At 63.4% G+C, this 22,943-nt stretch carries 21 protein-coding genes; 4 read left to right on the plus strand and 17 right to left on the minus strand.

The genetic code is table 11. The features are described 5' to 3' along the window. Nucleotides 1–16: 16 nt before the first annotated feature. Complete coding sequence (locus tag BN2476_RS16940) at nucleotides 17–1,609, minus strand: ABC-F family ATPase (protein ID WP_087735326.1); 1,593 nt, start codon at nucleotides 1,607–1,609, stop codon at nucleotides 17–19. Between the two features lie 95 nt (nucleotides 1,610–1,704). Continuing rightward, nucleotides 1,705–2,622: an NAD(P)-dependent oxidoreductase gene (locus tag BN2476_RS16945; protein WP_087735518.1), complete on the minus strand. Its 918-nt coding sequence runs from the start codon at nucleotides 2,620–2,622 to the stop codon at nucleotides 1,705–1,707. Between the two features lie 162 nt (nucleotides 2,623–2,784). Between BN2476_RS16945 and BN2476_RS16950 the strand changes: the two genes are divergently transcribed. After that, on the plus strand, nucleotides 2,785–2,994 hold the full coding sequence (locus BN2476_RS16950) for a dodecin (RefSeq protein ID WP_087735327.1): 210 nt from the start codon (nucleotides 2,785–2,787) through the stop codon (nucleotides 2,992–2,994). Between the two features lie 214 nt (nucleotides 2,995–3,208). Here BN2476_RS16950 and BN2476_RS16955 read toward each other — a convergent pair whose 3' ends face one another. The 4 genes from BN2476_RS16955 to BN2476_RS16970 form a co-directional block, all read right to left on the minus strand. Further along, complete coding sequence (locus tag BN2476_RS16955) at nucleotides 3,209–4,303, minus strand: BMP family ABC transporter substrate-binding protein (protein WP_087735328.1); 1,095 nt, start codon at nucleotides 4,301–4,303, stop codon at nucleotides 3,209–3,211. 72 nt (nucleotides 4,304–4,375) lie between these two features. Then, entirely contained in the window at nucleotides 4,376–5,305 is a 930-nt protein-coding gene (locus BN2476_RS16960) for an ABC transporter permease (RefSeq protein ID WP_087735329.1), read from the minus strand. 22 nt (nucleotides 5,306–5,327) lie between these two features. Then, nucleotides 5,328–6,428, minus strand: a complete 1,101-nt coding sequence (locus BN2476_RS16965) for an ABC transporter permease (protein ID WP_087735330.1) — start codon at nucleotides 6,426–6,428, stop codon at nucleotides 5,328–5,330. 117 nt (nucleotides 6,429–6,545) lie between these two features. Next, a complete protein-coding gene (locus tag BN2476_RS16970; RefSeq protein WP_087735331.1) occupies nucleotides 6,546–8,171 on the minus strand; it encodes an ABC transporter ATP-binding protein in 1,626 nt (541 codons plus the stop codon). 267 nt (nucleotides 8,172–8,438) lie between these two features. Here BN2476_RS16970 and BN2476_RS16975 point away from each other — a divergent pair, with 267 nt between their 5' ends. Then, the gene (locus BN2476_RS16975) at nucleotides 8,439–9,368 is read left to right on the plus strand and encodes a LysR substrate-binding domain-containing protein (protein WP_087735332.1); all 930 of its coding nucleotides are present in this window, start codon (nucleotides 8,439–8,441) and stop codon (nucleotides 9,366–9,368) included. 78 nt (nucleotides 9,369–9,446) lie between these two features. On the opposite strand, the gene BN2476_RS16980 is transcribed toward BN2476_RS16975, so the two are convergent. Next, on the minus strand, nucleotides 9,447–10,856 hold the full coding sequence (locus BN2476_RS16980) for an 8-oxoguanine deaminase (RefSeq protein WP_087735333.1): 1,410 nt from the start codon (nucleotides 10,854–10,856) through the stop codon (nucleotides 9,447–9,449). A gap of 612 nt (nucleotides 10,857–11,468) precedes the next feature. Here BN2476_RS16980 and uraH point away from each other — a divergent pair. Together uraH and BN2476_RS16995 are read left to right on the plus strand one after the other, a co-directional pair. Further along, nucleotides 11,469–11,822, plus strand: a complete 354-nt coding sequence (gene uraH, locus BN2476_RS16985; RefSeq protein WP_087735334.1) for a hydroxyisourate hydrolase — start codon at nucleotides 11,469–11,471, stop codon at nucleotides 11,820–11,822. Nucleotides 11,823–12,048: 226 nt separating this feature from the next. Then, nucleotides 12,049–13,242 carry a urate hydroxylase PuuD gene (locus BN2476_RS16995; RefSeq protein ID WP_087735336.1) on the plus strand — a complete coding sequence of 398 codons (1,194 nt, stop codon included), beginning with the start codon at nucleotides 12,049–12,051 and terminating at the stop codon, nucleotides 13,240–13,242. Between the two features lie 540 nt (nucleotides 13,243–13,782). Here BN2476_RS16995 and BN2476_RS17000 read toward each other — a convergent pair. The 10 genes from BN2476_RS17000 to BN2476_RS17045 all read right to left on the minus strand — a co-directional run bounded on the left by BN2476_RS17000 (nucleotide 13,783) and on the right by BN2476_RS17045 (nucleotide 22,943). Beyond that, on the minus strand, nucleotides 13,783–14,295 hold the full coding sequence (locus BN2476_RS17000; RefSeq protein ID WP_087735337.1) for an ureidoglycolate lyase: 513 nt from the start codon (nucleotides 14,293–14,295) through the stop codon (nucleotides 13,783–13,785). Continuing rightward, a complete protein-coding gene (gene alc, locus BN2476_RS17005) occupies nucleotides 14,292–15,305 on the minus strand; it encodes an allantoicase (protein WP_087735338.1) in 1,014 nt (337 codons plus the stop codon). Before alc ends, BN2476_RS17000 begins: the two co-directional genes overlap by 4 nt. A gap of 96 nt (nucleotides 15,306–15,401) precedes the next feature. Further along, nucleotides 15,402–15,923, minus strand: coding sequence for a 2-oxo-4-hydroxy-4-carboxy-5-ureidoimidazoline decarboxylase (gene uraD / locus BN2476_RS17010; RefSeq protein ID WP_087735339.1), 522 nt, complete (start codon nucleotides 15,921–15,923; stop codon nucleotides 15,402–15,404). Next, on the minus strand, nucleotides 15,920–16,873 hold the full coding sequence (gene puuE, locus BN2476_RS17015; RefSeq protein ID WP_087735340.1) for an allantoinase PuuE: 954 nt from the start codon (nucleotides 16,871–16,873) through the stop codon (nucleotides 15,920–15,922). The genes uraD and puuE overlap by 4 nt, the downstream gene beginning before the upstream one ends. 155 nt (nucleotides 16,874–17,028) lie before the next feature. Further along, a complete protein-coding gene (locus BN2476_RS17020; protein ID WP_087735341.1) occupies nucleotides 17,029–17,913 on the minus strand; it encodes an aspartate/glutamate racemase family protein in 885 nt (294 codons plus the stop codon). Nucleotides 17,914–17,957: 44 nt separating this feature from the next. Then, the gene (locus tag BN2476_RS17025) at nucleotides 17,958–19,454 is read right to left on the minus strand and encodes an NCS1 family nucleobase:cation symporter-1 (protein WP_087735342.1); all 1,497 of its coding nucleotides are present in this window, start codon (nucleotides 19,452–19,454) and stop codon (nucleotides 17,958–17,960) included. Nucleotides 19,455–19,832: 378 nt separating this feature from the next. Then, entirely contained in the window at nucleotides 19,833–20,549 is a 717-nt protein-coding gene (locus BN2476_RS17030; protein ID WP_087735343.1) for a GntR family transcriptional regulator, read from the minus strand. A 339-nt stretch (nucleotides 20,550–20,888) separates the two neighbouring features. Further along, nucleotides 20,889–21,815, minus strand: a complete 927-nt coding sequence (gene ldcA, locus BN2476_RS17035; RefSeq protein WP_087735344.1) for a muramoyltetrapeptide carboxypeptidase — start codon at nucleotides 21,813–21,815, stop codon at nucleotides 20,889–20,891. Nucleotide 21,816: 1 nt separating this feature from the next. Continuing rightward, the gene (gene tadA, locus BN2476_RS17040) at nucleotides 21,817–22,545 is read right to left on the minus strand and encodes a tRNA adenosine(34) deaminase TadA (RefSeq protein WP_235850865.1); all 729 of its coding nucleotides are present in this window, start codon (nucleotides 22,543–22,545) and stop codon (nucleotides 21,817–21,819) included. After that, a complete protein-coding gene (locus BN2476_RS17045) occupies nucleotides 22,542–22,943 on the minus strand; it encodes a DnaJ family domain-containing protein (RefSeq protein ID WP_087735345.1) in 402 nt (133 codons plus the stop codon). The genes tadA and BN2476_RS17045 overlap by 4 nt, the downstream gene beginning before the upstream one ends.

A 22,943-nucleotide genomic window follows, 5' to 3' on the forward strand; every position in this document is an offset into this window, starting at 1 on the left:
AGGCAGTAACGCTTGCTTACTGCACGCCCTGGCTCGCCAGGAAGTCTTCGTAATTGCCGCCGAAGTCGTTCAGCGTGCCGTCCGTCTTCACTTCGATGATGCGGTCGGCGAGGCCGCTGACGAATTCACGGTCGTGCGAAACGAAAATCAGCGTGCCGTCGTACTTTTCCAGTGCGATCTGCAGCGATTCGATCGATTCCATGTCCATGTGGTTGGTCGGCTCGTCCATCAGCAGCACGTTGTGGCGGCCCAGCATGAGCTTGCCCCAGATCATGCGTCCCTTCTCGCCACCGGAGAGCACCTTCACCGACTTCTTGATGTCGTCTGCATTAAAGAGCAGACGGCCGAGCGTGCCGCGCACCATCTGCTCGTCGTCACCTTCCTTGCGGTAATGGTCGATCCAGTCCATCAGCGTGACGTCGTCCGGAAATTCTTCGTACGTGTCTTGCGGCATATAGCCGACGTTCGCGTTTTCGGCCCATTTGATCGTGCCGTGGTCGACCGTGAGATTGCCATACAGCGAACGCAGCAGCGTCGTCTTGCCCGCGCCGTTTTCGCCGATGATCGCAATGCGCTCACCCGGCTGCACGCTGAAGTTGAAGTTCTGAAAAATCGAGCGGTCGTACTTCTTCGTGATCTCTTCCGCGACCACTGCAATATTGTGCAGTTTCTTCTCGTACTCGAAGCGGATGAACGGGTTCTGACGCGACGACGGCTTGAACTCCTCGATCTTGATCTTATCGATCATCTTCAGGCGGCTCGTTGCCTGACGCGCCTTCGACTTGTTGGCCGAGAAGCGGCGCACGAAGTCCTGCAGGTCGGCCACGCGCTCCTTCGCCTTCGCATTCGCGGCCTGCTGGCGCTCGCGCGCCTGCGTGCTCGCGAGCATGTAGTCGTCATAGTTGCCCGGGTAGACCTTCAGCGTACCGTAGTCCATGTCCGCCATGTGCGTGCAGACCTGGTTCAGAAAGTGACGATCGTGCGAGATGATGATCATCGTCGAGTCGTACTCGTTCAGCACGTCCTCGAGCCACCGGATGGAATTGATGTCGAGGTTGTTGGTCGGCTCGTCCAGCAGCAGCACGTCGGGCTTCGAGAACAGAGCCTGCGCCAGCAGCACGCGCAGTTTCCAGCCAGGCGCGACATTACTCATCGGACCATTGTGCAGGTCGATCGCGATGCCAATGCCGAGCAGCAGTTCACCTGCGCGCGCTTCCGCCGTGTAGCCGTCGTATTCGGCAAACTTCGCTTCCAGTTCCGCCGCGTGCATGTAGTCGTCGTCGGTGGCTTCCGGGTTCGCGTAGATCGCATCGCGCTCGGTCATCGCCGCCCACATTTCCGCGTGGCCCATCATCACGACGTCGAGCACGCGCACGTCTTCGTGCGCGAACTGATCCTGACGCAGTTTGCCGAGGCGAATGTTCGGCTCGAGCATCACGTTGCCGGAACTCGACTCAAGGTCGCCGCCCAGGATTTTCATAAACGTCGACTTGCCGCAACCGTTCGCACCGATCAGGCCGTAGCGGTTGCCTTCGCCGAATTTGACCGAGATGTTCTCGAACAGGGGCTTCGGCCCGAATTGCATGGTGATGTTGGCAGTAGACAGCACGGCGCGTCCCTTTGAATGTAGATCGGCGAAAAACCAAATATTTTAGCAGGTTATCGCATCTGGCGCGCCGCGCCTCGGGCCGCCACGACGCCCCGCTACGCTTTTTTACGCGGCGTGTGCAACACGTCGATGAAACCGGACAGATCGGCGTCCGCCAGTCCCATGGCTGCACCCAGGCGCAATAGCTGCTGCACTGTGCCTGAAACCGGCATTGGAGTGCCTGTTTCGTATGCAGCGGCTGCAATCGTATCGACGTCCTTCTGGAACGTGCTCAACGCGCCGATGGGCGGCTGGCCCGCTTGCGTCATGCGCGGCACAAAGGTCTGCAGCAGCACCGAATCCGCCCAGCCCCCGGCGAGCGCCTGCGTCAAGCGCGCGGCGTCGATGCCGCTGCGTTGCGCGAGGCTGACGGCCTCGGCGATCGCCGCCACCGTCGACGTGACGATCGCCTGATTGCACAGCTTGGTCGTCTGTCCCGCGCCCGCCGCGCCCATATGCGTGACGCGCGCCGCATAGGCTCCGATGACGGGCGTCACCGCCTCGACGTCGGCGGCGTCTCCGCCCGCCATCACGGCGAGTGCGCCCGCGATTGCGCCTGCAACGCCGCCCGACACGGGTGCGTCGATCCAGCCGATATCCGCTTCGGCGGCTCGCCTCGCGAAGACACGCGTCGCCGACGGCGGAATACTGCCGTGATCGACGATCCAGCGAACAGGACTCGCTCCGTTCGCCTCGTTGACACCCTGAACGATGCCGTTCGTGCCGAACGCGACTTCCTCGACGGCCGCCGCATCCAGCACGCACAGGAAAATGGCTTCAGACCGAGTGGCCAGTTCCGCAGGTGTCGACGCGACGGTCGCGCCGTCAGCCACTAGCGCATCCGCCTTGGCGCGCGTGCGGTTCCACACCTGCACTGCATGTCCTGCACTCAGCAAATGCCGAATCATCGGCGCACCCATCAGTCCCGGTCCGCAAAAACCGATCTTCACTTGTTTCCCCTCTGTTCGATGCATCAAACGCACCGGATTGCGGCCGCTGTTGTGCGGCACATGAACCGTCCATCATACCGGTGGCATCGCAATGCATCATGCCGGGCACGCGACGTGCGGCACGAATTCTGGTTCGTTCACGCGACAGGCATTGCCTATACTTTTTCGACCACCAGGAGGTGAATCATGAACGACCACGTGTACAAGCAGATCGAGCTAACCGGTTCGTCGACGAAGTCCAGCGACGACGCCATCCGTTGCGCGATCGAAAAGGCCAGCAAAACACTGCGCAATCTGCACTGGTTCGAAGTCGTCGAAACGCGCGGTCAGATCGAGGACAACAAGGTTTCGCACTGGCAGGTGACGCTCAAGGTCGGCTTGCGCATCGAGGATTGATGCCGGCGTCGGCCTGCATGCGGCGACCGTGAAAACGCGGCCGCTCGATTCGCGTACCTCATGAAAAAAGCTGCATAGGGCCCGGAGCCCTATGCAGCTTCAGAGTTCGCACGCGCTGCGCGAAACCACGTGCGTGGAAATTCACGCGATGCATCGAATCCCGCATGCAGCGCGCGATTCACATCGACACGTCACGGCACGTCACTTTGTCACGTCACTTCGGCAACGAGCCGTCCACGCCCTCGACGTACCAGTTCAGGCGCTGCAGTTCCGGATCGGTCAGCGTCTTGCCGGCCGGCACCTTCACTGCACCCGTCTGATCCTTGATGGGACCCGTGAAGACGTCCCACTTGCCACCCGACAGTTGCGTGCGCTTCGCTTCGACTTCCTTCAGCGCATTGGCCGGGATTGCCGATGTGTTCAGGTCTTCCAGATTGACAGCCTTCTGCGGAATGCCCCACCACACGGGGTCGTTCTTCCACTTGCCGTCCAGCACCTGCTGAATGGCGGCCGAATAATACACGCCCCAGTGCGCGACCACCGAGCCGAGATGTGCATCGGGGCCGAACTTCTTCATGTCCGAATCCCAGCCGAATGCATGTACATGCTTTTCGGAGGCCGTTGCGAGCGTCGCGCTGGAGTCGGTGTTCTGCAACAGCACGTCGGCGCCCTGGCCGATCAGCGTTTCTGCCGCCTGCTTTTCCTTGCCCGGATCGAACCAGCTGTTGATCCAGATAACTTTCGTGTGCACCTTCGGATTCACCGAGCGCGCGCCAAGCGTGTACGCATTGATGTTGCGCACCACTTCAGGAATCGGCACCGACGCGACGAAGCCGAGTGTATTCGTCTTCGTCACATAGCCGGCGGCGACGCCTGCGAGGTATGCACCCTGATACATGCGCACGTCATACGTGCCGAAGTTCGCTGCCTTCTTGTAGCCGGTTGCATGCAGGAAAACGGTGTCCGGGAAGTCCTTCGCCACCTTCAACTCGAAGTCCTGATAGCCGAAGCTCGAACCGAAGATGATCTTGTTGCCCTTGTTCGCCAGATCACGGAACACGCGTTCCGAGTCCGCGGATTCCGGCACGTTTTCGATGCGCGTGATCTTGACCTTGTTGCCGAACTTCGCTTCCGCTTCCTTCGATCCCTGGTCGTGCGCAAACGTCCAGCCCGCGTCGCCCGGATTCCCGAGGTACACGAATGCGACGCCGGGTACATCGGCGGCCTGCGCCGTCTGCGTCAGCGCGCCGCTGGCAGCCAGCGATCCAGCCGCCAGCGCAAGTACGCCCAGCATGGTTCTTTTTTTCATGTTTTCTCCTGTCGTTGGGTTTTGATTGATGAACCGGGATAGATGGCCCCGCGTACAGATTCGTTCAGGCGTTCAGCCCGCCGCGAAAAACGGCTTGCCGAGAGACGCAGGCGCATTCAGACGGATCGTGTTCGGATTGCGCGAAATCAGCACGAGTACGACGACGGTCGCAAGGTAAGGCAGCATCGCGAGAAACTGCGTCGGCACTGGAACGCCGATCGCCTGTGCATAAAACTGCAGGCCCGTCACTGCACCGAACAATAGTGCACCGATCAACAATCGTCCCGGACGCCACGTCGCGAACACGACGAGTGCAAGCGCGATCCAGCCACGACCTGAAGTCAACTGCTCTTGCCACAAGTGCAGATTGACGATCGAGTAGTAGCCGCCAGCGAGCCCCGCCATCGCGCCGCCAAAGAGCGTCGCGCCATAACGCACGCCGACCACCGGAAAACCGACGGAATGCGCGACCTGTGGCGACTCGCCGACCGAGCGCAGCACGAGCCCGGCGCGCGTGCGGTACAGAAACCAGCCGACGACAGCGAACATTACGAACGCAAGATAGTCGAGCGGCGTGAGGCTGAACAATGCAGGGCCGAGCACGGGGATCTTCGAGAGGCCGGGAATGATCCACGTGCCGATCGACTCGCGCACGGCCGCCGACGTGTACGGCTTGCCGACATACGCAGAAAGGCCGATCCCGAAGATCGTCAGCGACAGGCCCGTGGCGACCTGGTTCGCGAGCATCGACAGCACGAGGAACGCGAACAGCAGTGACATCGCGATGCCCGCGCCGATCGCGGCGAGCACGCCGAGCCACGGGTTGCCCGTGATCGACGTCACCGCGTAGCCCGTCACGGCGCCCATCAGCATCATCCCTTCGACGCCGAGGTTGAGCACGCCGGACTTCTCGGTCACGAGTTCGCCGATGCCCGCGAACATCAGCGGAATCGCCGCGACGACCGCACTCGACGTCAGCGAGCTGGCTTGTTGAATATCCATGTTGATCCGGTTTCCAGCGTTGTTACGATGCCGCGATGCCGCGACGGCGCACGCGATAATTGACGAACAGATCGGCGCCCAGCAGGCAGAACAGCAGCAGCCCCTGGAACACGCCGGACAAGGCCTGCGGCAGTTGCATCGACGTCTGCACGGCTTCGCCGCCGAGGTACAGCAGCGCCATCAGCAGACTCGCGAGCACGATGCCGACGGGATGCAGCCGCCCGACGAACACGACAATGATCGCGGTGAAGCCATAGCCCGGCGACCACGTCGCCTGCAACTGGCCGATCGGGCCCGCGATCTCGCCCATGCCCGCGAGGCCCGCCAGCGCGCCGCTGATGAGCAGCGACGTCCAGATCGTCTTCTTGTCGGAGAAGCCCGCATAGCGCGCGGCAAGCGGCGCCAGACCGCCGACGTTCATCCGGAAGCCGGCAAAACTCTTGCGCATGAAGAGCCACACGAGCGGGATCGCCACGATCGTCACGAAGATCGATGCGTTCAGCCGCGTGCCGCGCATGAATTTCCAGTGCCAGTCGCCGTAGAGCGTCGGGTACAGCGCGTCGCCCGTGAACATTTCGGAGAGCGGGAAGTTCATGCCCTGCGGGTCGCGCCACGGGCCGCTCACCAGATAGATCAGCAATTGCGTGGCGACGTAGGTGAGCATCAGGCTCGTGAGGATTTCGTTCGTGTTGAAGCGGCTCTTGAGCAGCGCGGGAATCGCCGCCCACGCCATGCCGCCGAGCATGCCTGCGATCATCATCGTCGGCAGGATCCACCAGCCCGTCGCCTGATCGAAGTAGATCGCGACGCCGCTCGCCGCGATGCCGCCCAGCACCATCTGCCCTTCGGCGCCGATGTTCCACACATTCGCGCGATAGCCGATCGCAAGACCCAGGCCGATCAGGCACAGCGGCGACGCCTTCAGCAACAGCTCGGACCAGCCGTTGACGCTCGAAAGCGGCTCGATGAAAAACGCGACCATCGCCTGCACCGGATCACGGCCGACGAGACTGAAGATCAGAAAGCCGATCACGAGCGTGAGAAGCGCGGCGATCAGCGGCACGGCGAGCTGCATCGTTCGCGAGGGCGTCGTGCGGGCTTCGAGTCGGTACGGAAGAATCATTGTGTGTTTGGTCGATGGGGTATCTGCGGTTTGATGCAGGCTCGCGTGACGCGCGTCGAGTCGTGCATGTGCCGGTTGCATGCACCGTTATGCACGCGCCGCGTTACGAATGCACGGTCATGCATGCGCCGGCTGGCCGGCCGACGGCGGCGCACCTTCGCGGTCGCCGAAGAGACCGGCCATCCAGCGGCCGATTTCCTCCGCGTTCGTGTCGCCCGTCTTGCGCGACGGCGACAGACGCCCGCGCGCCAGCACGGCCAGGCGATCGCAAATGTCGAACAGTTCTTCGAGCTCCTCGGAGATCACCAGAATCGCGACGCCGCGCGCCGACAGATCGAGCAACTGCTGCCGGATGAACGCGGCCGCGCCGACGTCGACGCCCCATGTCGGCTGCGCGACGACAAGCACCTTCGGCGCCTGCAGGATCTCGCGTCCGACGATGAACTTCTGCAGATTGCCCCCCGACAGGCTCTGCGCGAGCGCGCCCTCGCCGCCGCAGCGCACGTCGAAGGCTTCGATGCAGCGCTTCGCGAACGCCCGCATCGCGCCCGCGTTGATCCAGCCCGAGCGCACCATCTGCTGCCGGTGCGCCGTCAACAGCGCGTTCTCCGCGAGCGACATCGCGGGGACGGCGCCGCGACCCAGACGCTCTTCCGGCACGAACGCGAAGCCCAGCTTGCGGCGCGCCGCGGCGCCCAGCTTGCCGGCGGGCTTGCCGCAGATGGTCACGGCATCCGCGCGATGGTCCTTGTTGTTGCCCTTGTGCTCACCTGAGAGCGCGGCGAGCAGCTCGGCCTGCCCGTTGCCCGACACGCCCGCGATACCGAAGATCTCGCCCGCATGCACGCTGAAGGACACATCGTCGAGCGACGTGCCGAACGGATCGTCGCTCGACGACGACAGATGCTTCACGTCGAGCAGCACGTCCCCCGGCATGTGCGCGCGGCGCTCGTAATCAGGCAGCGAATGGCCGACCATCAGTTGCGCCAGCGACGCGTGCGTTTCTTCGCGCGGCTTCACGTGGCCCGTCACCTTGCCGCCGCGCATCACGGTCGCCGTGTCGCACAGCTCCTGGATTTCGTCGAGCTTGTGGCTGATGTAGAGAATGCTGCAGCCTTCCGACGCGAGACGGCGCAGCGTCTCGAACAGCTTGCGCACGGCCTGCGGCGTGAGCACGGAAGTCGGCTCGTCCATGATCAGCAGGCGCGGGTTCTGCAGCAGGCAGCGCACGATCTCGACGCGTTGCCGCTCGCCAACCGTGAGGCTGTGCACGTGACGCTGCGGATCGATGTCGAGCCCATAGTCCGCCGATACCTCGCGGATGCGTTTGCCGAGCGCCTTCAGATCGAACGGCTCGTCGAGCGCGAGCGCGATGTTCTCGCCGACCGTCAGCGTCTCGAACAGCGAGAAGTGCTGAAACACCATGCCGATTCCGAGCTTGCGCGCGGCAGCGGGACTCGCGATCTCGACGGGCTGCCCTTCCCAGCGGATTTCGCCCGCATCCGGCCGCACCGCGCCGTAGATGATCTTCATCAGCGTGCTCTTGCCCGCGCCGTTTTCGCCGAGCACTGCGTGGATTTCGCCGGGCGCGACGATCAGCGTGACGTCGTCGTTGGCGCGCACGGCAGGATACTGCTTGCTGATGCCCGCGAGCGCGAGGCGCGGTGTGGCGCCGCCGCTACGGTTTGCGCCGTTTGCGTGTGCGCTGCCGCCCGTCGGGCCGACTGAAGATGTGTCGCTCATGTTGTTCCGTATTACGCGTGATGCCGCCAGCACGCGGCCTCACGCGTTTCCCCGATTGAATTGCCCGCTGGACGCGCGTGTCGTGGTGCCGCAGCCGATCGACGATACCGAAATCGACCCCATCAGTCGAGCCGCCAAAATTCCCGCAGAGCCGCGCCACTGCACGGTTTGCGGGTATCCCTCCCTTGACGCCTCCTTATCTCTATATTAAAACGCATATAGCCCCATGCCAGATCGATCAGCCTGAACATATATTTCGGAGAAGTCATGAGCCAACAACGCGAGGCGATCGACACTTACCTACTGCGCGTCTTGCACACTCTTCTGATGGAGCGCAGCGTCACGCGCGCCGCCGTCAAACTGAACCAGTCCCAACCCGCCATCAGCGCCGCGCTGCGACGGCTGCGCGACATCACCGGCGATCCGCTGCTCGTGCGCGGCAAATCCGGCATGGTGCCCACCGAGTACGGGTTGCGCCTGCTCGAACCCGTCCAGAATGCACTGCGCGAGATCGAACGCATTAAATTTCAGCAGCACAACTTCGACCCCGCGACGTCGATCCGCTGCTACCGGATCGGCTGCCCCGACTACCTGAACGTGCTGTTCGTGCCGACCGTCGTCGAGCGCTTCCGCCAGGCCGCGCCGAACGCGACACTCGAGTTCCACTCGCTCGGCCCCGCGTTCGACTATGAACTGGCGCTCGAGGATGGCAAGCTCGATATCGTCGTCGGCAACTGGCCGGAACCGCCCGAGCAGCTGCACCTGTCGAACCTGTTCGTCGACCAGATCGTGTGCCTGATGAGCAACACGCACCCGTTCGCCCGGCGCGGCGGCCTGACGCTCGACCAGTACCTGAACGCGCCGCATCTCGCGCCGACGCCCTATTCAGTCGGCCAGCGCGGCGCGATCGATGTGCATCTGGCCCGCGAGCGCCTGAAGCGCCATGTCGTCGTCACGCTGCCGTACTTCAACCTCGCGCCTTACGTGCTGATCAAGTCCGACCTGATCTTCACGACGACGCGCCTCTTCGCCGACTACTACGCGAAGTTCCTGCCGCTGACCGTCGTGCCCGCGCCGCTCGACTTCCCGCCGATGCAGTATTACCAGTTGTGGCACGAGCGCGTGCACTACTCCGATGAAGTGCGCTGGTTGCGCAGCCTCGTCGCGGAGGCGACCAAAACCCTCGTCGACAAATAAAGCGCGACAAAGACGGCACTATGTTGCAGGCGGCGGTTGTGAAACCGCCGCTTTGCTTTTGCAACTGCCGCTTCGCTTTTAAGCGGCACTTTCGTACAGCGACTTCGCAAGGCTGTTGTGCCGTTCGATCACGGGGCCGAGATCCACCGTCGTTAGCACGCCGTCCTTCACCACGACCTTTCCGCCGATCACGCTCGTCGATACCTGCGACGGCGCGCAGAACACGAGCGCCGCGACGGGATCGTGCTGTGCGCCCGCAAAAAGCGGCTGGCGCAGATCGAACGACACGAAATCCGCTGCCATGCCCGGAGCCAGCGCGCCGATATCGTCGCGGTTCAGCACTTTTGCGCCGCCGAGCGTCGCGATTTCGAGCGCTTCGCGCGCGGTCATCGCGTCGGGCCCGAAACCGACCCGCTGCAGCAGCAACGCCTGACGCACTTCGGCGACCATCTGCGCGCCATCGTTCGACGCCGACCCGTCGACGCCCAGCCCGACGGGCACGCCCGCCAGCCGCATCTTCTTTACCGGCGCGATGCCCGACGCCAGCCGCATGTTCGAACACGGACAGTGCGCGACGCCCGTGCCCGTGCGCGCGAACAGGCCGATGCCGGCATCGTCGAGTTGCACACAGTGCGCATGCCATACGTCGCGGCCGACCCAGCCGAGATTCTCGGCATACTCCGCCGGCGTCATGCCGAACTTCTCGCGGCTGTATGCAATATCGTTCACGTTCTCGGCGAGGTGCGTATGCAGCGACACGCCGTAGTGCCGCGCCAGCGCAGCCGATTCGCGCATCAGGTCGTGGCTCACCGAAAATGGCGAGCACGGCGCGACGACGACGCGCAGCATCGCGTATCGCCCTTCGTCGTGATACGTCTCGATCAGCCGTTGCGTGTCCTTCAGGATGTCCGCTTCGCTTTCGACGACGGAATCGGGCGGCAGGCCACCGTCCTTCTGTCCGACGCTCATGCTGCCGCGGCTTGCATGAAAACGCATGCCGATGCGGCGCGCGGCGGCGATGCTGTCGTCGAGACGGCTGCCGTTCGGATAGATGTACAGGTGATCGCTCGACGTCGTGCAGCCTGAGAGCAGCAGTTCCGCCATCGCCGTCAGCGTCGAAATCCCGATCATCTCCGGCGTGAGATTCGCCCACACCTTGTACAGGTTCGTCAGCCAGCCGAACAGCTCGGCGTTCTGCGCCTCGGGAATTGCGCGCGTCAGGCTCTGATACATGTGATGGTGCGTGTTGACGAGACCGGGAATGACGAGATGCCCCGTCATGTCGAGAATCTCGTCGGCCGTGTCCGGCAGTTCCGCGGTCCTGCCGACGGCGACGATCCGGTTGTCTTCGATATAGAGGCCGCCGTCGCGCAGTTCGCGCCGCTCGCCGTCCATCGTCACGAGCACGTCGGCATGTCGGACCAGCATCGTCTTGCCGCGCTGGCCGGTTGCTCGCGCCGTGCCCGTTGCGTGGGTTTGCATCGTCATTCGTTTCTCCAGTGCCGCCCTGTTCGCCGCCGCGCGATGCCGCCGCATTCGACTGCATAGGGTTGCATGCCGTCAGTTCCTGCTGCATCGATCTGCGCGTGATCACGGTCCGCGGCAGTCGGGGCGAGTGCAAAAGTCATTCGAACGCGATGTCGCCGGCACGCCACCGCGCCGCCGCGTCCCGTTCGAACGCAGTTGGCCCGGTTACCCGGCGTGCTCCGCCGTCTTCGGGATGCACGGCCGCGCCGTGCATGGGCGTAACCTTCGGGCGACAAAATTGCGCTGGCAACCCGGGACGTTGCGATACCCGGATTCACGCAGCGCATATAGTCGGTATTTTTGGTGCCGGTACGATCGGACAAGCGCAGCCATGCCGTTCCGGACTGCACTGGCGTACCCATGCGGAGGCTGTCAGTGGGCAGTCATGCGGCAGCGATTATCTTTCCTATCGCTCGCCCGCGCAGATGAACAATGTTTCTACAATGGATGTCACGGCGCTCGCTTCAATCCGCCGACGGGTATGTAGCCACTGACGTGGAGCCTCGATCCGCCGCAAACTGTGATGGATCGGGCCGCCGCTGAAACCTCGCATCTACACAAGGACAATCGCGAATGGGCAAGCTCACTACCCACGTGCTCGACACGGCAAACGGCCGTCCCGGCGCCGATATCAAGGTTGAACTCTTTGCGCTTTCCGGCGACACGCGCCGTGCGCTCAAGACCACTACCACCAATCACGATGGCCGCTGCAACGAGCCGCTGCTCGAAGGCGATGCACTGACCGTCGGCGAATATGAACTCGTATTCCATGCAGGCGACTACTTCGCGTCGATCGGCACCAAAGTGCCGGAGCCGCGCTTCGTCGATCGTGTGGTACTGCGTTTCGGCATCGCCGACGCCGGCGCGCATTATCACGTGCCGCTGCTGGTATCGCCGTGGTCGTACAGCACCTATCGCGGCAGCTGACGCGAAACGCAGTCGCGCCACGTGCGACAGCGGGTGCATTTCGCCGATGACATGGAGACATTCGCGAAGCGCAAGCCGGACAGGCGCGATCCATCAGCACCCGAGTTCATCTTATTGTCGTTGCATGCACTGAATCCTTGGCCGACATGCAGCGGCGCAACAGCACCGCATTGCGCGCAGTACACGAGATGCCGCGCGAACAACGAATCAGAAGTGGAGGAGTTTCATGGAAGGCTTTATTACCGACTGGCTGAATCTCGCGATTCGCTGGTTTCACGTGATCGCCGCAATTGCCTGGATCGGCGAGTCGTTCTATTTCGTCGCACTCGATAACAGCCTGAAGCCGCCTGTGGACCCGAACCAGCGCCGGCGCGGCGTGTTCGGCGAACTGTGGCACGTGCACGGCGGCGGCTTCTACAACATGCAGAAGTACACTGTCGCGCCGCCCGAGATGCCCGATGACCTGCACTGGTCGAAGTGGCCGTCGTACACGACGTGGCTTTCCGGTTTCGGTCTCTTCACGGTGCTGTACCTGTTCGCGCCGAACACGTACCTGATCGACAAGAACGTGCTCGACATGGGCCCCGTCGTCGCGATCTTCTCGGCCCTCGGCTTCCTCGCGGCAGGCTGGATCGTGTATGACTCGCTGTGCCGCATCCTCGGCAACAAGGACAAGCTGCTTGGCATCTGCGTCGGCATTTACGTGTTGATCGCGGCCTTCCTCGCCTGTCATATCTTCGCGGGCCGCGCAGCGTATCTGATCATGGGCGCGATGCTCGCGACGATCATGTCGGCGAACGTGTTCTTCGTGATCATTCCCGGCCAGCGCAAGATGGTCGACGCGATGCTCAAGGGCGACACGCCGAACCCGATCTACGGCAAGCGCGGCAAGCAGCGCTCCGTGCACAACACGTACTTCACGCTGCCCGTCGTGTTCGCGATGCTGTCGAACCACTATGCGATGACGTACACGCATCCGTACAACTGGGCGGTGCTCGTCGTGATCATGCTGGCGGGCGCGCTGATCCGACAGTTCTTCGTGATGCGTCACCGCGGTCAGGTGCTGTGGTATCTGCCCCTCGCCGGCGTCGCGCTGATGTTCGGCGCGCTGTTCTGGACGATGCCGAAGCCAGTCGTGCCCGTCGCGGAAGCCGCAAATGCGCCCGTCGTGAAGATGGCCGATATCGTGCCCGTGCTGCAGCAACGCTGCGTGGCGTGCCACTCCGCGCATCCGACGCTGATGGGCAGCGCCCCCGCCGGCGTGCTGCTCGATACGCCCGACGAGATTTCGATGAACGCGCAGCGCATCTATCAACAGGCCGTGACGCTTAAGGCAATGCCGCTTGGCAACGTCACGCACATGACCGATGGCGAACGGCAAAAAATCGCCGCATGGTTCCAGGGCGGTGCAGTGAAATAACAGACGAGGTGTCGATGACGGGCGCAAGCCCGTTTCTTCGAGGTTGGCGGGCTGTTCGCGCAAGCGGCAGCCCGTTTTTTTTTGCGCCTGGCGACGGCACCGGGCTACACGTTTGCGTGCGAAGGAATAGATGCCGGTGCGTTCGTAGCCCGAGGCTACCGCATGCGCATTTAGCAGGTGTTTTGCAGGCTTGGATCTACAAGCTGGATACTGCGGATTGTGTCCCTCGCGACTTCAACAATCGGCGAATCTCGTCGGGCAACAACCTGCTCGACGGCTTCGAGCTCAATCTGATCCGCGCAGAGTTTTCATCGCGCCCAAGCCATACGCAGCGCGACACATCGTCAGCCGCTGCATAGCCCGAAGAAGAGCATATCGTTAAAAGCTCATCAAGGTCGAAGGCAATCGACGCGGCGGGTTTCTCTCCAATCCAAAACCTGCCTGCCAACAAAAAGCCCATCGCGGACATTCATCCGCGATGGGCTTTGCCTTCATCATCGAAGCGCCGCGCGCGACGCGATGCGCTTCACGTCACCCCATTCAAACCGCGACAGCGCTCAACGCCTCTTCAGTGAGCCACAGCGAAGCCTTGAGATCCTGCTCGTTGAGATTGAGCCCTTCGCCACCGCGATCGACGACGATGAAATCGCTCACTTCGCCCAATGCGATCAGCGGATGGTGCCACGCGCCTTTCGCGTAGTTCACGCCCTGCCAGCCGCTCGTGACGAACGCGCGAACCTTCGACTCGTCGAGTGCGCCGGCCGGCGCGACTACGACCAGATACGGCTTGTCGTTCAACGGAATGAACGCCTGGCTGCCGAGCGGATGCCGTTCGAGCATCTTCACTTCGAACGGCAGTTCGCGCGGCTGCCCGCGAAACAGATTGACGAGCGTGCGGCCGTCCTGATCGGCGACATCGACTTTCGCGAGATCGTGATAACGGATCGTCGTGCCGAGATTGATCGGGATCTGCTTCGCGCCTTCCAGTTCGATCACGTCGCCGAACGGCGCGAACGCTTCGCGTGTCAGCGGTTCGATGGCGAGTGTCTTCATGATGCGAGCGTGCCCCACAGACGCAGACGCGACACGCCGCCGTCCGGAATGATGTTGAAGCGGACATGCGTGACAGGGCCGAGCGCCGCGATCTCGCTTTCGAAGAAATGCCGCTTGTCCATCTGCAGCTTCTGTTCGCCGAGCAGCACCGGCCAGAACATCGCCTGCGTGATCAGCGAACTATCGGTGCCGCCCGTCACGTATGCGGCCTGCAACGAGCAGCGATCGGGAAAGTTGCCCTTGAAGTGCGCTGTATCCACTTCGATCTTCTTGATGACGCCGGGCTGCGCGAGCGCGACGATCGCCCAGTCGTTGCCCGGCTCGCGGCGTCGGCGCGTTTCCCAGCCGTCGCCCATGTTCACGCCGCGGCCCGGCATCAGGAGCGTCGACGCGGCGCCGAAGTGCTGGTTGTTCGCGGCAACCAGATACGCGCCGTTTTCCATCGCGGCCAGATCGACCAGATCGGTGCGGCTCGCGCCCGCCCAGTCGACTTGCGGCTGACCGTACACGCGCAGGCGCGCGATGCCGCCGTCCGGATAGATATTCACGCGCAGGTGCGTATACGCGTTCGTGTCGCCCACGTCGACGTAGTGATGGCTATTGCCTTGCAGCGTCGTCGACGGAACGATCTCGGTCCATTGCGTCGACTGGTTCGGCGCGCCATCCGTCACGCGCGCAGCTTCCACCGACGCCGCCGGCGGGAAGTTGCCCGTGAAGTGGCTCGTATCGATATCGAGTCCCTTGATGACGCCCGGACGCGCGAGCTTCACGATGCACCAGTCGTAGCCCGTCGTGCGCTTGCGGCGCGTCTCCCAGCCGTCCATCCACTTGCCGTGCTCGTCGTACTTGCCGGGGATGAAGACGGCGGCCTCCGGATTCAGCATGCGCTCCTTCGGCGCGAAGAAATCGTCGCTGGATTCGAGCGCTTGTGCGCCAAGACGCGGGTCCGCGAGGTTCACGAAACGGCGGGTGAATTCGGGTGCGTTGGGGTCGAGAATCGGGAGTGCCATCTTTGTCTTCCTTGCTGTCGGGATGTTGCTTTGTGTAAGTACATCGAGCGCGCGATGTGTCGCGACGCAATGCCGATCATGCTGCGAGCGCGACGTTCACGCGCTGATCAGATCGTCGAGACGGAAACGCGCGATGCGATAGATCTGGTCGAGGCTCGCGCGCAGCTCGTCGGCGCGGCTGTTGCTCACACGCGATTCGAAGTTCGCGATGATCCCGTGCCGGTCATAGCCGCGCACGGCGAGAATGAACGGAAAGCCGAATTTCTCACGATACGCCGCGTTCAGCCGCAGCAGCTTGTCGAACTCTTCCCGCGTGCATTGATCAAGACCGGCGCCGCTCTGCTCGCGCGTCGATTCGGCCGTCAGCTCGCCGCGCACGGCCGCCTTGCCCGCGAGTTCCGGGTGAGCGTTGATCAGCGCGAGCTGCTTCGCTTCGCCCGCTGTTTCGACGGCGTTCGACATCGTCTTGTGCAGCGTGTCGACGCTCGCAAAGGGACGCTGCGCGGACGCCACTTCTGCGACCCACGGCGAGTGCTCGAAGATGCCCGACAGCGCCGCGACGAACGCGTCGGTCGAGATCCTGTTCAATTGATCGAGTGTGTATTGCATCGCCTTCATGCCGCAGCCCCGCGGTTGTCCTGTGGTTGATAAGGGTGATGCTCGCGCCAGTGACGCGCGATATCGACGCGCCGCGAGACCCAGACGCGCTCGTGCTTTTCGATGTGGTCGAGAAAGCGCTGCAGCGCGCGAAAGCGCCCGGGACGGCCGAGCAGACGGCAATGCATGCCGATCGACATCATCTTCGGCGCTTCGTCGCCCTCTTCGTACAGCACGTCGAATGCGTCGCGCAGATACGTGAAGAAATGGTCCGCCGTGTTGAAGCCTTGCTGTGTCGCGAAGCGCATGTCGTTGGTGTCGAGCGTGTACGGCACGATCAGGTGTGGCACTTTCGCGCCACCCGTCACCTCGACGTCCATCCAGAACGGCAGGTCGTCGCCGTAGTAGTCGGAGTCATACAGAAAGCCGCCGTATTCGGCCACGAGGCGGTGCGTATTGGGGCTGTCGCGGCCCGTGTACCAGCCGAGCGGCCGCTCGCCCGTCACGCGCTCGATCGCTTCCATGCCGAGGCGCATATGCTCGGCTTCGCGTTCGGGCGACATGTCCTGATAGTGAATCCAGCGATAGCCGTGACACGCGATCTCATGACCCAGCTCGACAAACGCGCGCGCGACTTCCGGATGCCGTTCGATCGCCATGCCGACGCCGAACACCGTCAACGGCAGGCCGCGCTTCTCGAATTCGCGCAGGATGCGCCAGACGCCGGCACGCGAGCCGTATTCGTAGATCGACTCCATGCTCATGTGACGCGACGGATACGCCGCCGCGCCGACGATCTCCGACAGAAACTGCTCCGAGCCCGGGTCGCCGTGCAGCACGCAGTTCTCGCCGCCCTCTTCGTAGTTGAGGACGAACTGCACCGCGACGCGCGCGCGTCCTGGCCAGTCAGCCTGCACGGGATAACGGCCGTAGCCGATCAGATCGCGTGGATAGTTCGAATCGAGTGACATGATGTGAGTGACGCAGCGGTTGACGTGAGCGATTGCAAGTCTGCGCCGGCGGACGTCGTGAAAGCGGGGAAACGCGCTACGGCAGGGCCGGCAGGGTTGAACCAGTGTAGCGAAAACACCCGGGTGCGCCCATACACCCGGGCAGATAGTGCGTGTCAGACGGAATGTATGTGCGGCGCAATATCGGCGGCGGGGTCGGCGCGCAGCGCGCTCGCGTTGACGCGCAGCAGCGCGCCGTTCGTGCCAGTCACACCATTCACGCCGGGCGCGGCTTGTTGCCCGCATGGCGCGTCAGCGGACGCTTCGCCCATCGGACTGAAACGCGCGAATTCGCCGTCGTAGCGCTTCGCGAGCGGTCGCGCATAGTCGCCGCGCTTGGCCGTCGCGAGGCGCAACGCGACGAGCGCCTCGACCCATTTGACGGCGGCCGTCACGCCTTCGATCACGGGCGCGCCCAGCGCGTCTTCGATCTCCGCGCACAATTCAGCCATCCCCGCGCAGCCGAGCACGATCGCATCCGATCCATCCTCGTCCAGCGCCCGGCGGCATTCGTCGAGAATGATGCGCCGCGCCGCCGAGCCGGGCTGATCGAGCTCGAGCACGGCGACGTCGGTGGCGCGAACGTTGCGACAGAAGCGCTTCATGCCGTAACGCTCGGCCAGATGCCAGGCCATCCCGCAGGTGCGCGAGAGCGTCGTCACCACCGAGAAGCCCGGCGCCAGCACGCTCGCCGCATGCATCGCCGCTTCCGCGATGCCGATCACCGGGCCACGCGCCAGCTCGCGCGCCGCATAGAGGCCGGGATCGCCGAAACATGCAATCACGTAGCCGTCGAAGCCTTCACGCTCGCCCGCTTCGATTTCCGCCAGCAGCCCCGGCGTGGCGAGCGCTTCGTCGTAATAGCCTTCGATCGACGGCGGGCCCATCGTCGGACTCGTCGCCACCAGCTCCGTCCCCGGCGCCACGACGCTGCGCGCACAACGGCCCATGGCCTCCGTCATCCGTTGCGTCGTGTTCGGGTTGATCAGTTTGATACGCATGTCAAGAACTCCTGTTGCACCCTTTGATGAACTGTCATGCGCGTTCATGCACTGCGTTGCAGCTTACGGGCGAGCACACTGTAAAAGACCGCACCGAGTCCCGCGCCGATGAACCACGAGAAGTTCGCCAATCCGTCCAGCGACGGCACCATCACGCAGATCACCGCGATCAGTGCAGCCGGCAGCAGCGCGGCCACTGCACGATAGTTCACGCCCTTGTGATACCAGTACGAACCCTTCTCCGACACCGTGTACAGATCGTCGAGCACGATCTTCTGGCGCTTCACGAGGAAGAAGTCGACGATCAGGATGCCGTACAACGGTCCGATGAAGCTGCCGAGCACGTCGAGCGTGTAGTGGATCACAGCCGGGTTGTTGAACAGGTTCCACGGCGTGATGAAGATCGACGCGACGGCAGCGAGCATGCCGCCTGCGCGCCAGCTGATGAGTTTCGGTGCGACGTTCGAGAAGTCGAATGCAGGCGACACGAAGTTGGCGACGATGTTGATGCCGATGGTCGCGATGGTGAACGTCAGTGCACCGAGAATCACAGCCGTCGGATAGTCGATGCGGCCCACCGTTTCGACGGGATCGGTGATGAGCTCGCCGAACACGGGCAGCGTCGCGGCCGTCGTGATGACCGTCACCAGCGAGAACGCGAGGAAGTTGACGGGCAGGCCCCAGAAATTGCCGCGCTTCACGCTGCGAAAGCTCTTGCCGTAGCGCGAGAAGTCGCCGAAGTTCAACATCGGGCCCGAGAAGTACGACACCACCAGCGACACCGCCGTGATCATCACCGGGATCACTTCCGCACCGTGATACTTCACGCCGCCCAGATTGATGCCGATGTTCTGCCAGCCCGCACGCCACACCATGTAGCCGGCCAGGATGAACATCACGACATACACGGCCGGACCCGCGAAGTCGATGAACTTCTTGATCGTCTCCATGCCGTTCCAGAACACGAATGCCTGAAGCACCCACAGCAACATGAAGCCGGCCCAGCCGATCGTCGACAGGCCCATGAAGCCGTGATGATGCACGTCCGCGTACGGCACGAGCTGCGGGAAGAACTTGAGCACGACGATGACGAGCGCGCTCGATGCAAGATACGTCTGGATGCCATACCACGCGACGGCGATAAGGCCGCGGATCACGGCCGGAACGTTCGCACCCAGCACGCCGAACGTCGCGCGACACGCGACGGGATACGGCACGCCGTTCAGCTGGCTCGGCTTCGCGATCATGTTGCACAGCAGGTTCACGATCGTGATGCCGACGAGCAGCGCGATCAGCACCTGCCAGCTCGTGAGGCCCAGCGCGAACAGGCTGCCCGCGAACACATAGCCGCCGACGCTATGCACGTCCGACATCCAGAACGCGAAGATGTTATAGGCGCCCCACGTCTGGTGCTTCAACGGCGCGAGGTCTTCGTTGTACAAACGCTCGCTGTAGCCCGCAGGAAGCGCGTGACCGCTTTGCGCGCCGCTCTCGTAATCGGGGATTGCCGAACTATCCGGTGCTGCACTGAACTGAGCCATGGATTCCTCCTAAGGTGGGAACGTCGACGGGGATCGACGAGCATTGCATCGTGTATGCCAGGCGCGCGACCGGCCCACCCTATGGGTCGTGCCGATGCACGGCGCCTGCACGTTGCCGCGGGTGTCTCCGTACTTACGTACTTGTTTTGATGGCCCGGCAGGCTCTCCGCGAATGCCTGCAAGGCTTTGCCGCGTCGGCGTGGCTGCTTGATGAGCGGTCACGCCTTACGGTCTCTCGGTCTCGATACGCGCCGGGTGCGGCTCGTATCGGTTCATGTCCCGGACGGCCTGTCGGCCGACTTTTGATCAAACACAGTTCACTTCAGTGCAGCGCGCACCGCCTGCGAGCGCGGGCGGGCGTCATGCTTGCACTTTGATTCAGCCGGCGACTATCTTGGGCGCGCGCATGCCGAATACTTCATGCAGATCGGTTCCACCGCTTGCCGGCCGATCCAGCATCTTCAGCTCGACGCTCTGCAGATGGCGCGACATCAGCGCGCCCGCCGTCTTCGCGTCGCCCGCGTCGAGCGCCGCGAGAATCGCTTCGTGATCCTCGAACGAACAGGGGCTGCGGCCGAGCGATTCGTACAACGCAGAGATCAGCGTCGAACGCGCGACCAGTCCGTTCAGGCAATCGCACAACACGGTATTGCCCGTCAGCGATGCGAGCTCCGTATGAAACTCGCCCGACAGCCTGATCCACGCCGGAAAATCACGCGACTCGAACGCCCTGCGCTCGCGGGCGAGCATCCCGCCGATGCTCTTCAACCGCCGCGAGCCTTGACCCGCGCAAATCTTGTCGACGACGGCCAGTTCGATGATCCGGCGCATCTCGAACACTTCATGCACTTCCTGCAGCGACGGACTGGCGACAAATGCACCGCGGTTCGGCTCCAGATCGACGAGGCGGTCGGTGGCCAGCAGGGCCAGCGCCTGCCGGATCGGTCCGCGCTTGACGCCGAACACGTCGCACAACTGGGCTTCCGTCAATTTCGCGCCGGGCGCAAGCCGATGCTCGAGGATCGCGGCGCGAATGCGCTCGGCGATCGCTTCGGGTTTCGTGCTGCTCGCGGCTGCGTTGGGTGTCTCTGACATGATGAGCGTGCTGTTATGGGGTCCATCTTAGGACGGACATAAAAATTGTCAACAATTTTGGCCGCCAATTTTCGACAATTTCAGTTTGGACTGACGTGCCCAAAACTATCCGAAATGGTCTCTGACGGCCCGCCTGTGCGGCTGAGCGACCAACCGCGTCGGTCAAAGCCTTCCTCCTCTGACGAACATTTTGTCAACAAAACGTGCGATTGCGGCGGGCGAATACGAATTGGCGGGTGCCGAATCGCTCAGACCGTTAGTTGCGATTGATCGTCAAAACAAAGGCGAGTCGCCTCGCCTCCGACGCAATGCGACGCGTTGCGCCGCCTCTTACGTCCGTTACCCGAGCACGGGATGTCCCGACACCGTCAGCTTGAACCCATGCGCCCCCGCGACGAGATGCGCCTGCGCGCCGACGGGCAGCGTCACCATGTCGGGGATGTGGCCGAACGGCAGGCCCGTCACGACGGGAATGCCGATCACCGACCTCACCTGCTCGATCATCGCGTGAAGATCGTAGCCGTTGTCGTAGTCGAACGGATTGCCGCCCGAAAAGTCGCCGAACACGAGCGCCTGCTGCCGCTCGAGGATGCCTGCGAGATGCAGCTGATAGATCAGCCGCTCGATCCGGAACGGCTGCTCGTTGACATCCTCGACGAACAGGATGCCGCCCTCGACAGGCGGCATATACGGCGAGCCGACCAGCGACGCCAGCACGGCCAGATTGCCGCCCCACAGCGTGCCTTTGACATCGACGGTTTGCGCTTGCGGGAGCGTGCCCGAAATCGTGTAGGTATCCGAAGTCAGCGCATGCCAGAAATGCTTCATCGTGAAGTCGCTGACGGTTTCGGCGCCGAAGTCGACCGCGAGCATCGGGCCGCCGAAAGTCGTCACGCCCGCCTGCGCCAGCAGCGCCAACTGGAGCGCGGTGAAATCGCTATGGCCCACGAACGCGATCGGCTGGTCGCGCAAGCGGCGTTGCAGCCCCGCGTAGTCGAGCCCGTGCAGAATACGCACGGCACCATAGCCGCCGCGCACGGCGAGCACGATATCGGGCAGCTCGCGCGACGGGTCCGCCAGCCGGTTCAGCTCTGCTGCGCGCTCGCCGTCGGTACCGGCAAAGCGCTGGTAGCGCCGCTGCGTCGCGCCGATGTTTTCGACGTGGTGCCCTTGCGCGCGCAACCGTTTCAGCGCGAGCTGAATCGCGTTCGGATCGTGCGGATAGCCCGAAGGCGCGATCAGTTCGATGGTGCGATGCGTGGCCATGTCAGCCTGTTGTTCTGTTGACGGGATTGGTGTCCTGGAGCGGTTCGGACGCGCCGGGTTCGCTGTCGCGCGCGGCGGCGGCGCGCCGTTCCCGCACGGCCCGCCGGCGGTCCGCGAAGAACGAGCGCAGCGCATCACCGCATTCGTCTTCGAGCACGCCGCCGATCACGGTCGTGTGATGGTTTAGCTGCGGATTCGCAAACGCATCGACGACGCTGCCGCATGCGCCCGTCTTCGGGTCGCGCGCGCCGAACACGACGCGCGCAATGCGCGCATGCATGATCGCGCCCGCGCACATCAGGCAGGGTTCGAGCGTCACGTAAAGCTCGCAGCCCGGCAGCCGGTAGTTTCCGAGCCTTTGCGCGGCGGCGCGCAGCGCGGCCATTTCGGCGTGCGCGGAAGGATCGTGTCCGCTGATCGGGTGATTGAAGCCCTTTGCGATCACTTCGTCGCCGCGCACGAGCACCGCGCCGACGGGGACTTCGCCTGCGGCGCGCGCTTCGTCGGCGGCGGCCTGCGCGAGGCCCATGAAGTGGAGATCGCGTTCGGTGATATGGGTCAGTTCTTTGGGAACGGCGGCTTGGGCGTCTGGAGCGTTCGGAGCATTCGGATCGGCCGTGGCAGTCACGACAAGCGGCGGCCGCGCGCCCGTTTGATCGACGGCCGGCTGGGCCGGCGTACCAGCGGGCAAATCGGTTTGCGACGCGGAGGGATCGACGTCGATGCTCACGCCGGCCCCGCCTCGGCGGCCGGGTCGTCGGCGGCGCGCTCCGAGAGACGCTCGGCGATCCGGCGGCAGTACTCACGCGGCATGACGAGCGGTCCGCCACGCAGCGATTCCAGCGCCATGTCGAGCGCCAGCATCTTCGCCTGCAGCCGGCAGCGGGTGGACCGGTCGCTGACGGCATCCAGTTCGTTCTGCAGGTCGCGCAGCGCCCGCAGTTGTTCGACGGCCGGCGGCACAAAGCCCGCATTCTTCAGAATGCGGTTCGCGATTCGAACTTCTTCGGGCACCAGAGCGTCATCGTCGAGCGTCTGGGGCGCGCCGGCTCCCGGCAAATCGTCGAACTCGCCGCGCGCGGCCGCGGCGGCAATCCGTTGTTCGACAAGTGCATCAAGCAATTTCAT

Origin of the sequence: Paraburkholderia piptadeniae (genome assembly GCF_900007165.1) — a bacterium.
GTDB lineage: Bacteria > Pseudomonadota > Gammaproteobacteria > Burkholderiales > Burkholderiaceae > Paraburkholderia > Paraburkholderia piptadeniae.

Coding starts and splice junctions, on each gene's coding strand:
- BN2476_RS16945 (WP_087735518.1), bottom strand. CDS start 2,622: ATGCATCGAACAGAGGGGAAACAAGTGAAGATCGGTTTTTGCGGACCG.
- BN2476_RS16950 (WP_087735327.1), top strand. CDS start 2,785: ATGAACGACCACGTGTACAAGCAGATCGAGCTAACCGGTTCGTCGACG.
- BN2476_RS16955 (WP_087735328.1), bottom strand. CDS start 4,303: ATGAAAAAAAGAACCATGCTGGGCGTACTTGCGCTGGCGGCTGGATCG.
- BN2476_RS16960 (WP_087735329.1), bottom strand. CDS start 5,305: ATGGATATTCAACAAGCCAGCTCGCTGACGTCGAGTGCGGTCGTCGCG.
- BN2476_RS16965 (WP_087735330.1), bottom strand. CDS start 6,428: ATGATTCTTCCGTACCGACTCGAAGCCCGCACGACGCCCTCGCGAACG.
- BN2476_RS16970 (WP_087735331.1), bottom strand. CDS start 8,171: ATGAGCGACACATCTTCAGTCGGCCCGACGGGCGGCAGCGCACACGCA.
- BN2476_RS16975 (WP_087735332.1), top strand. CDS start 8,439: ATGAGCCAACAACGCGAGGCGATCGACACTTACCTACTGCGCGTCTTG.
- BN2476_RS16980 (WP_087735333.1), bottom strand. CDS start 10,856: ATGACGATGCAAACCCACGCAACGGGCACGGCGCGAGCAACCGGCCAG.
- uraH (WP_087735334.1), top strand. CDS start 11,469: ATGGGCAAGCTCACTACCCACGTGCTCGACACGGCAAACGGCCGTCCC.
- BN2476_RS16995 (WP_087735336.1), top strand. CDS start 12,049: ATGGAAGGCTTTATTACCGACTGGCTGAATCTCGCGATTCGCTGGTTT.
- BN2476_RS17000 (WP_087735337.1), bottom strand. CDS start 14,295: ATGAAGACACTCGCCATCGAACCGCTGACACGCGAAGCGTTCGCGCCG.
- alc (WP_087735338.1), bottom strand. CDS start 15,305: ATGGCACTCCCGATTCTCGACCCCAACGCACCCGAATTCACCCGCCGT.
- uraD (WP_087735339.1), bottom strand. CDS start 15,923: ATGAAGGCGATGCAATACACACTCGATCAATTGAACAGGATCTCGACC.
- puuE (WP_087735340.1), bottom strand. CDS start 16,873: ATGTCACTCGATTCGAACTATCCACGCGATCTGATCGGCTACGGCCGT.
- BN2476_RS17020 (WP_087735341.1), bottom strand. CDS start 17,913: ATGCGTATCAAACTGATCAACCCGAACACGACGCAACGGATGACGGAG.
- BN2476_RS17025 (WP_087735342.1), bottom strand. CDS start 19,454: ATGGCTCAGTTCAGTGCAGCACCGGATAGTTCGGCAATCCCCGATTAC.
- BN2476_RS17030 (WP_087735343.1), bottom strand. CDS start 20,549: ATGTCAGAGACACCCAACGCAGCCGCGAGCAGCACGAAACCCGAAGCG.
- ldcA (WP_087735344.1), bottom strand. CDS start 21,815: ATGGCCACGCATCGCACCATCGAACTGATCGCGCCTTCGGGCTATCCG.
- BN2476_RS17045 (WP_087735345.1), bottom strand. CDS start 22,943: ATGAAATTGCTTGATGCACTTGTCGAACAACGGATTGCCGCCGCGGCC.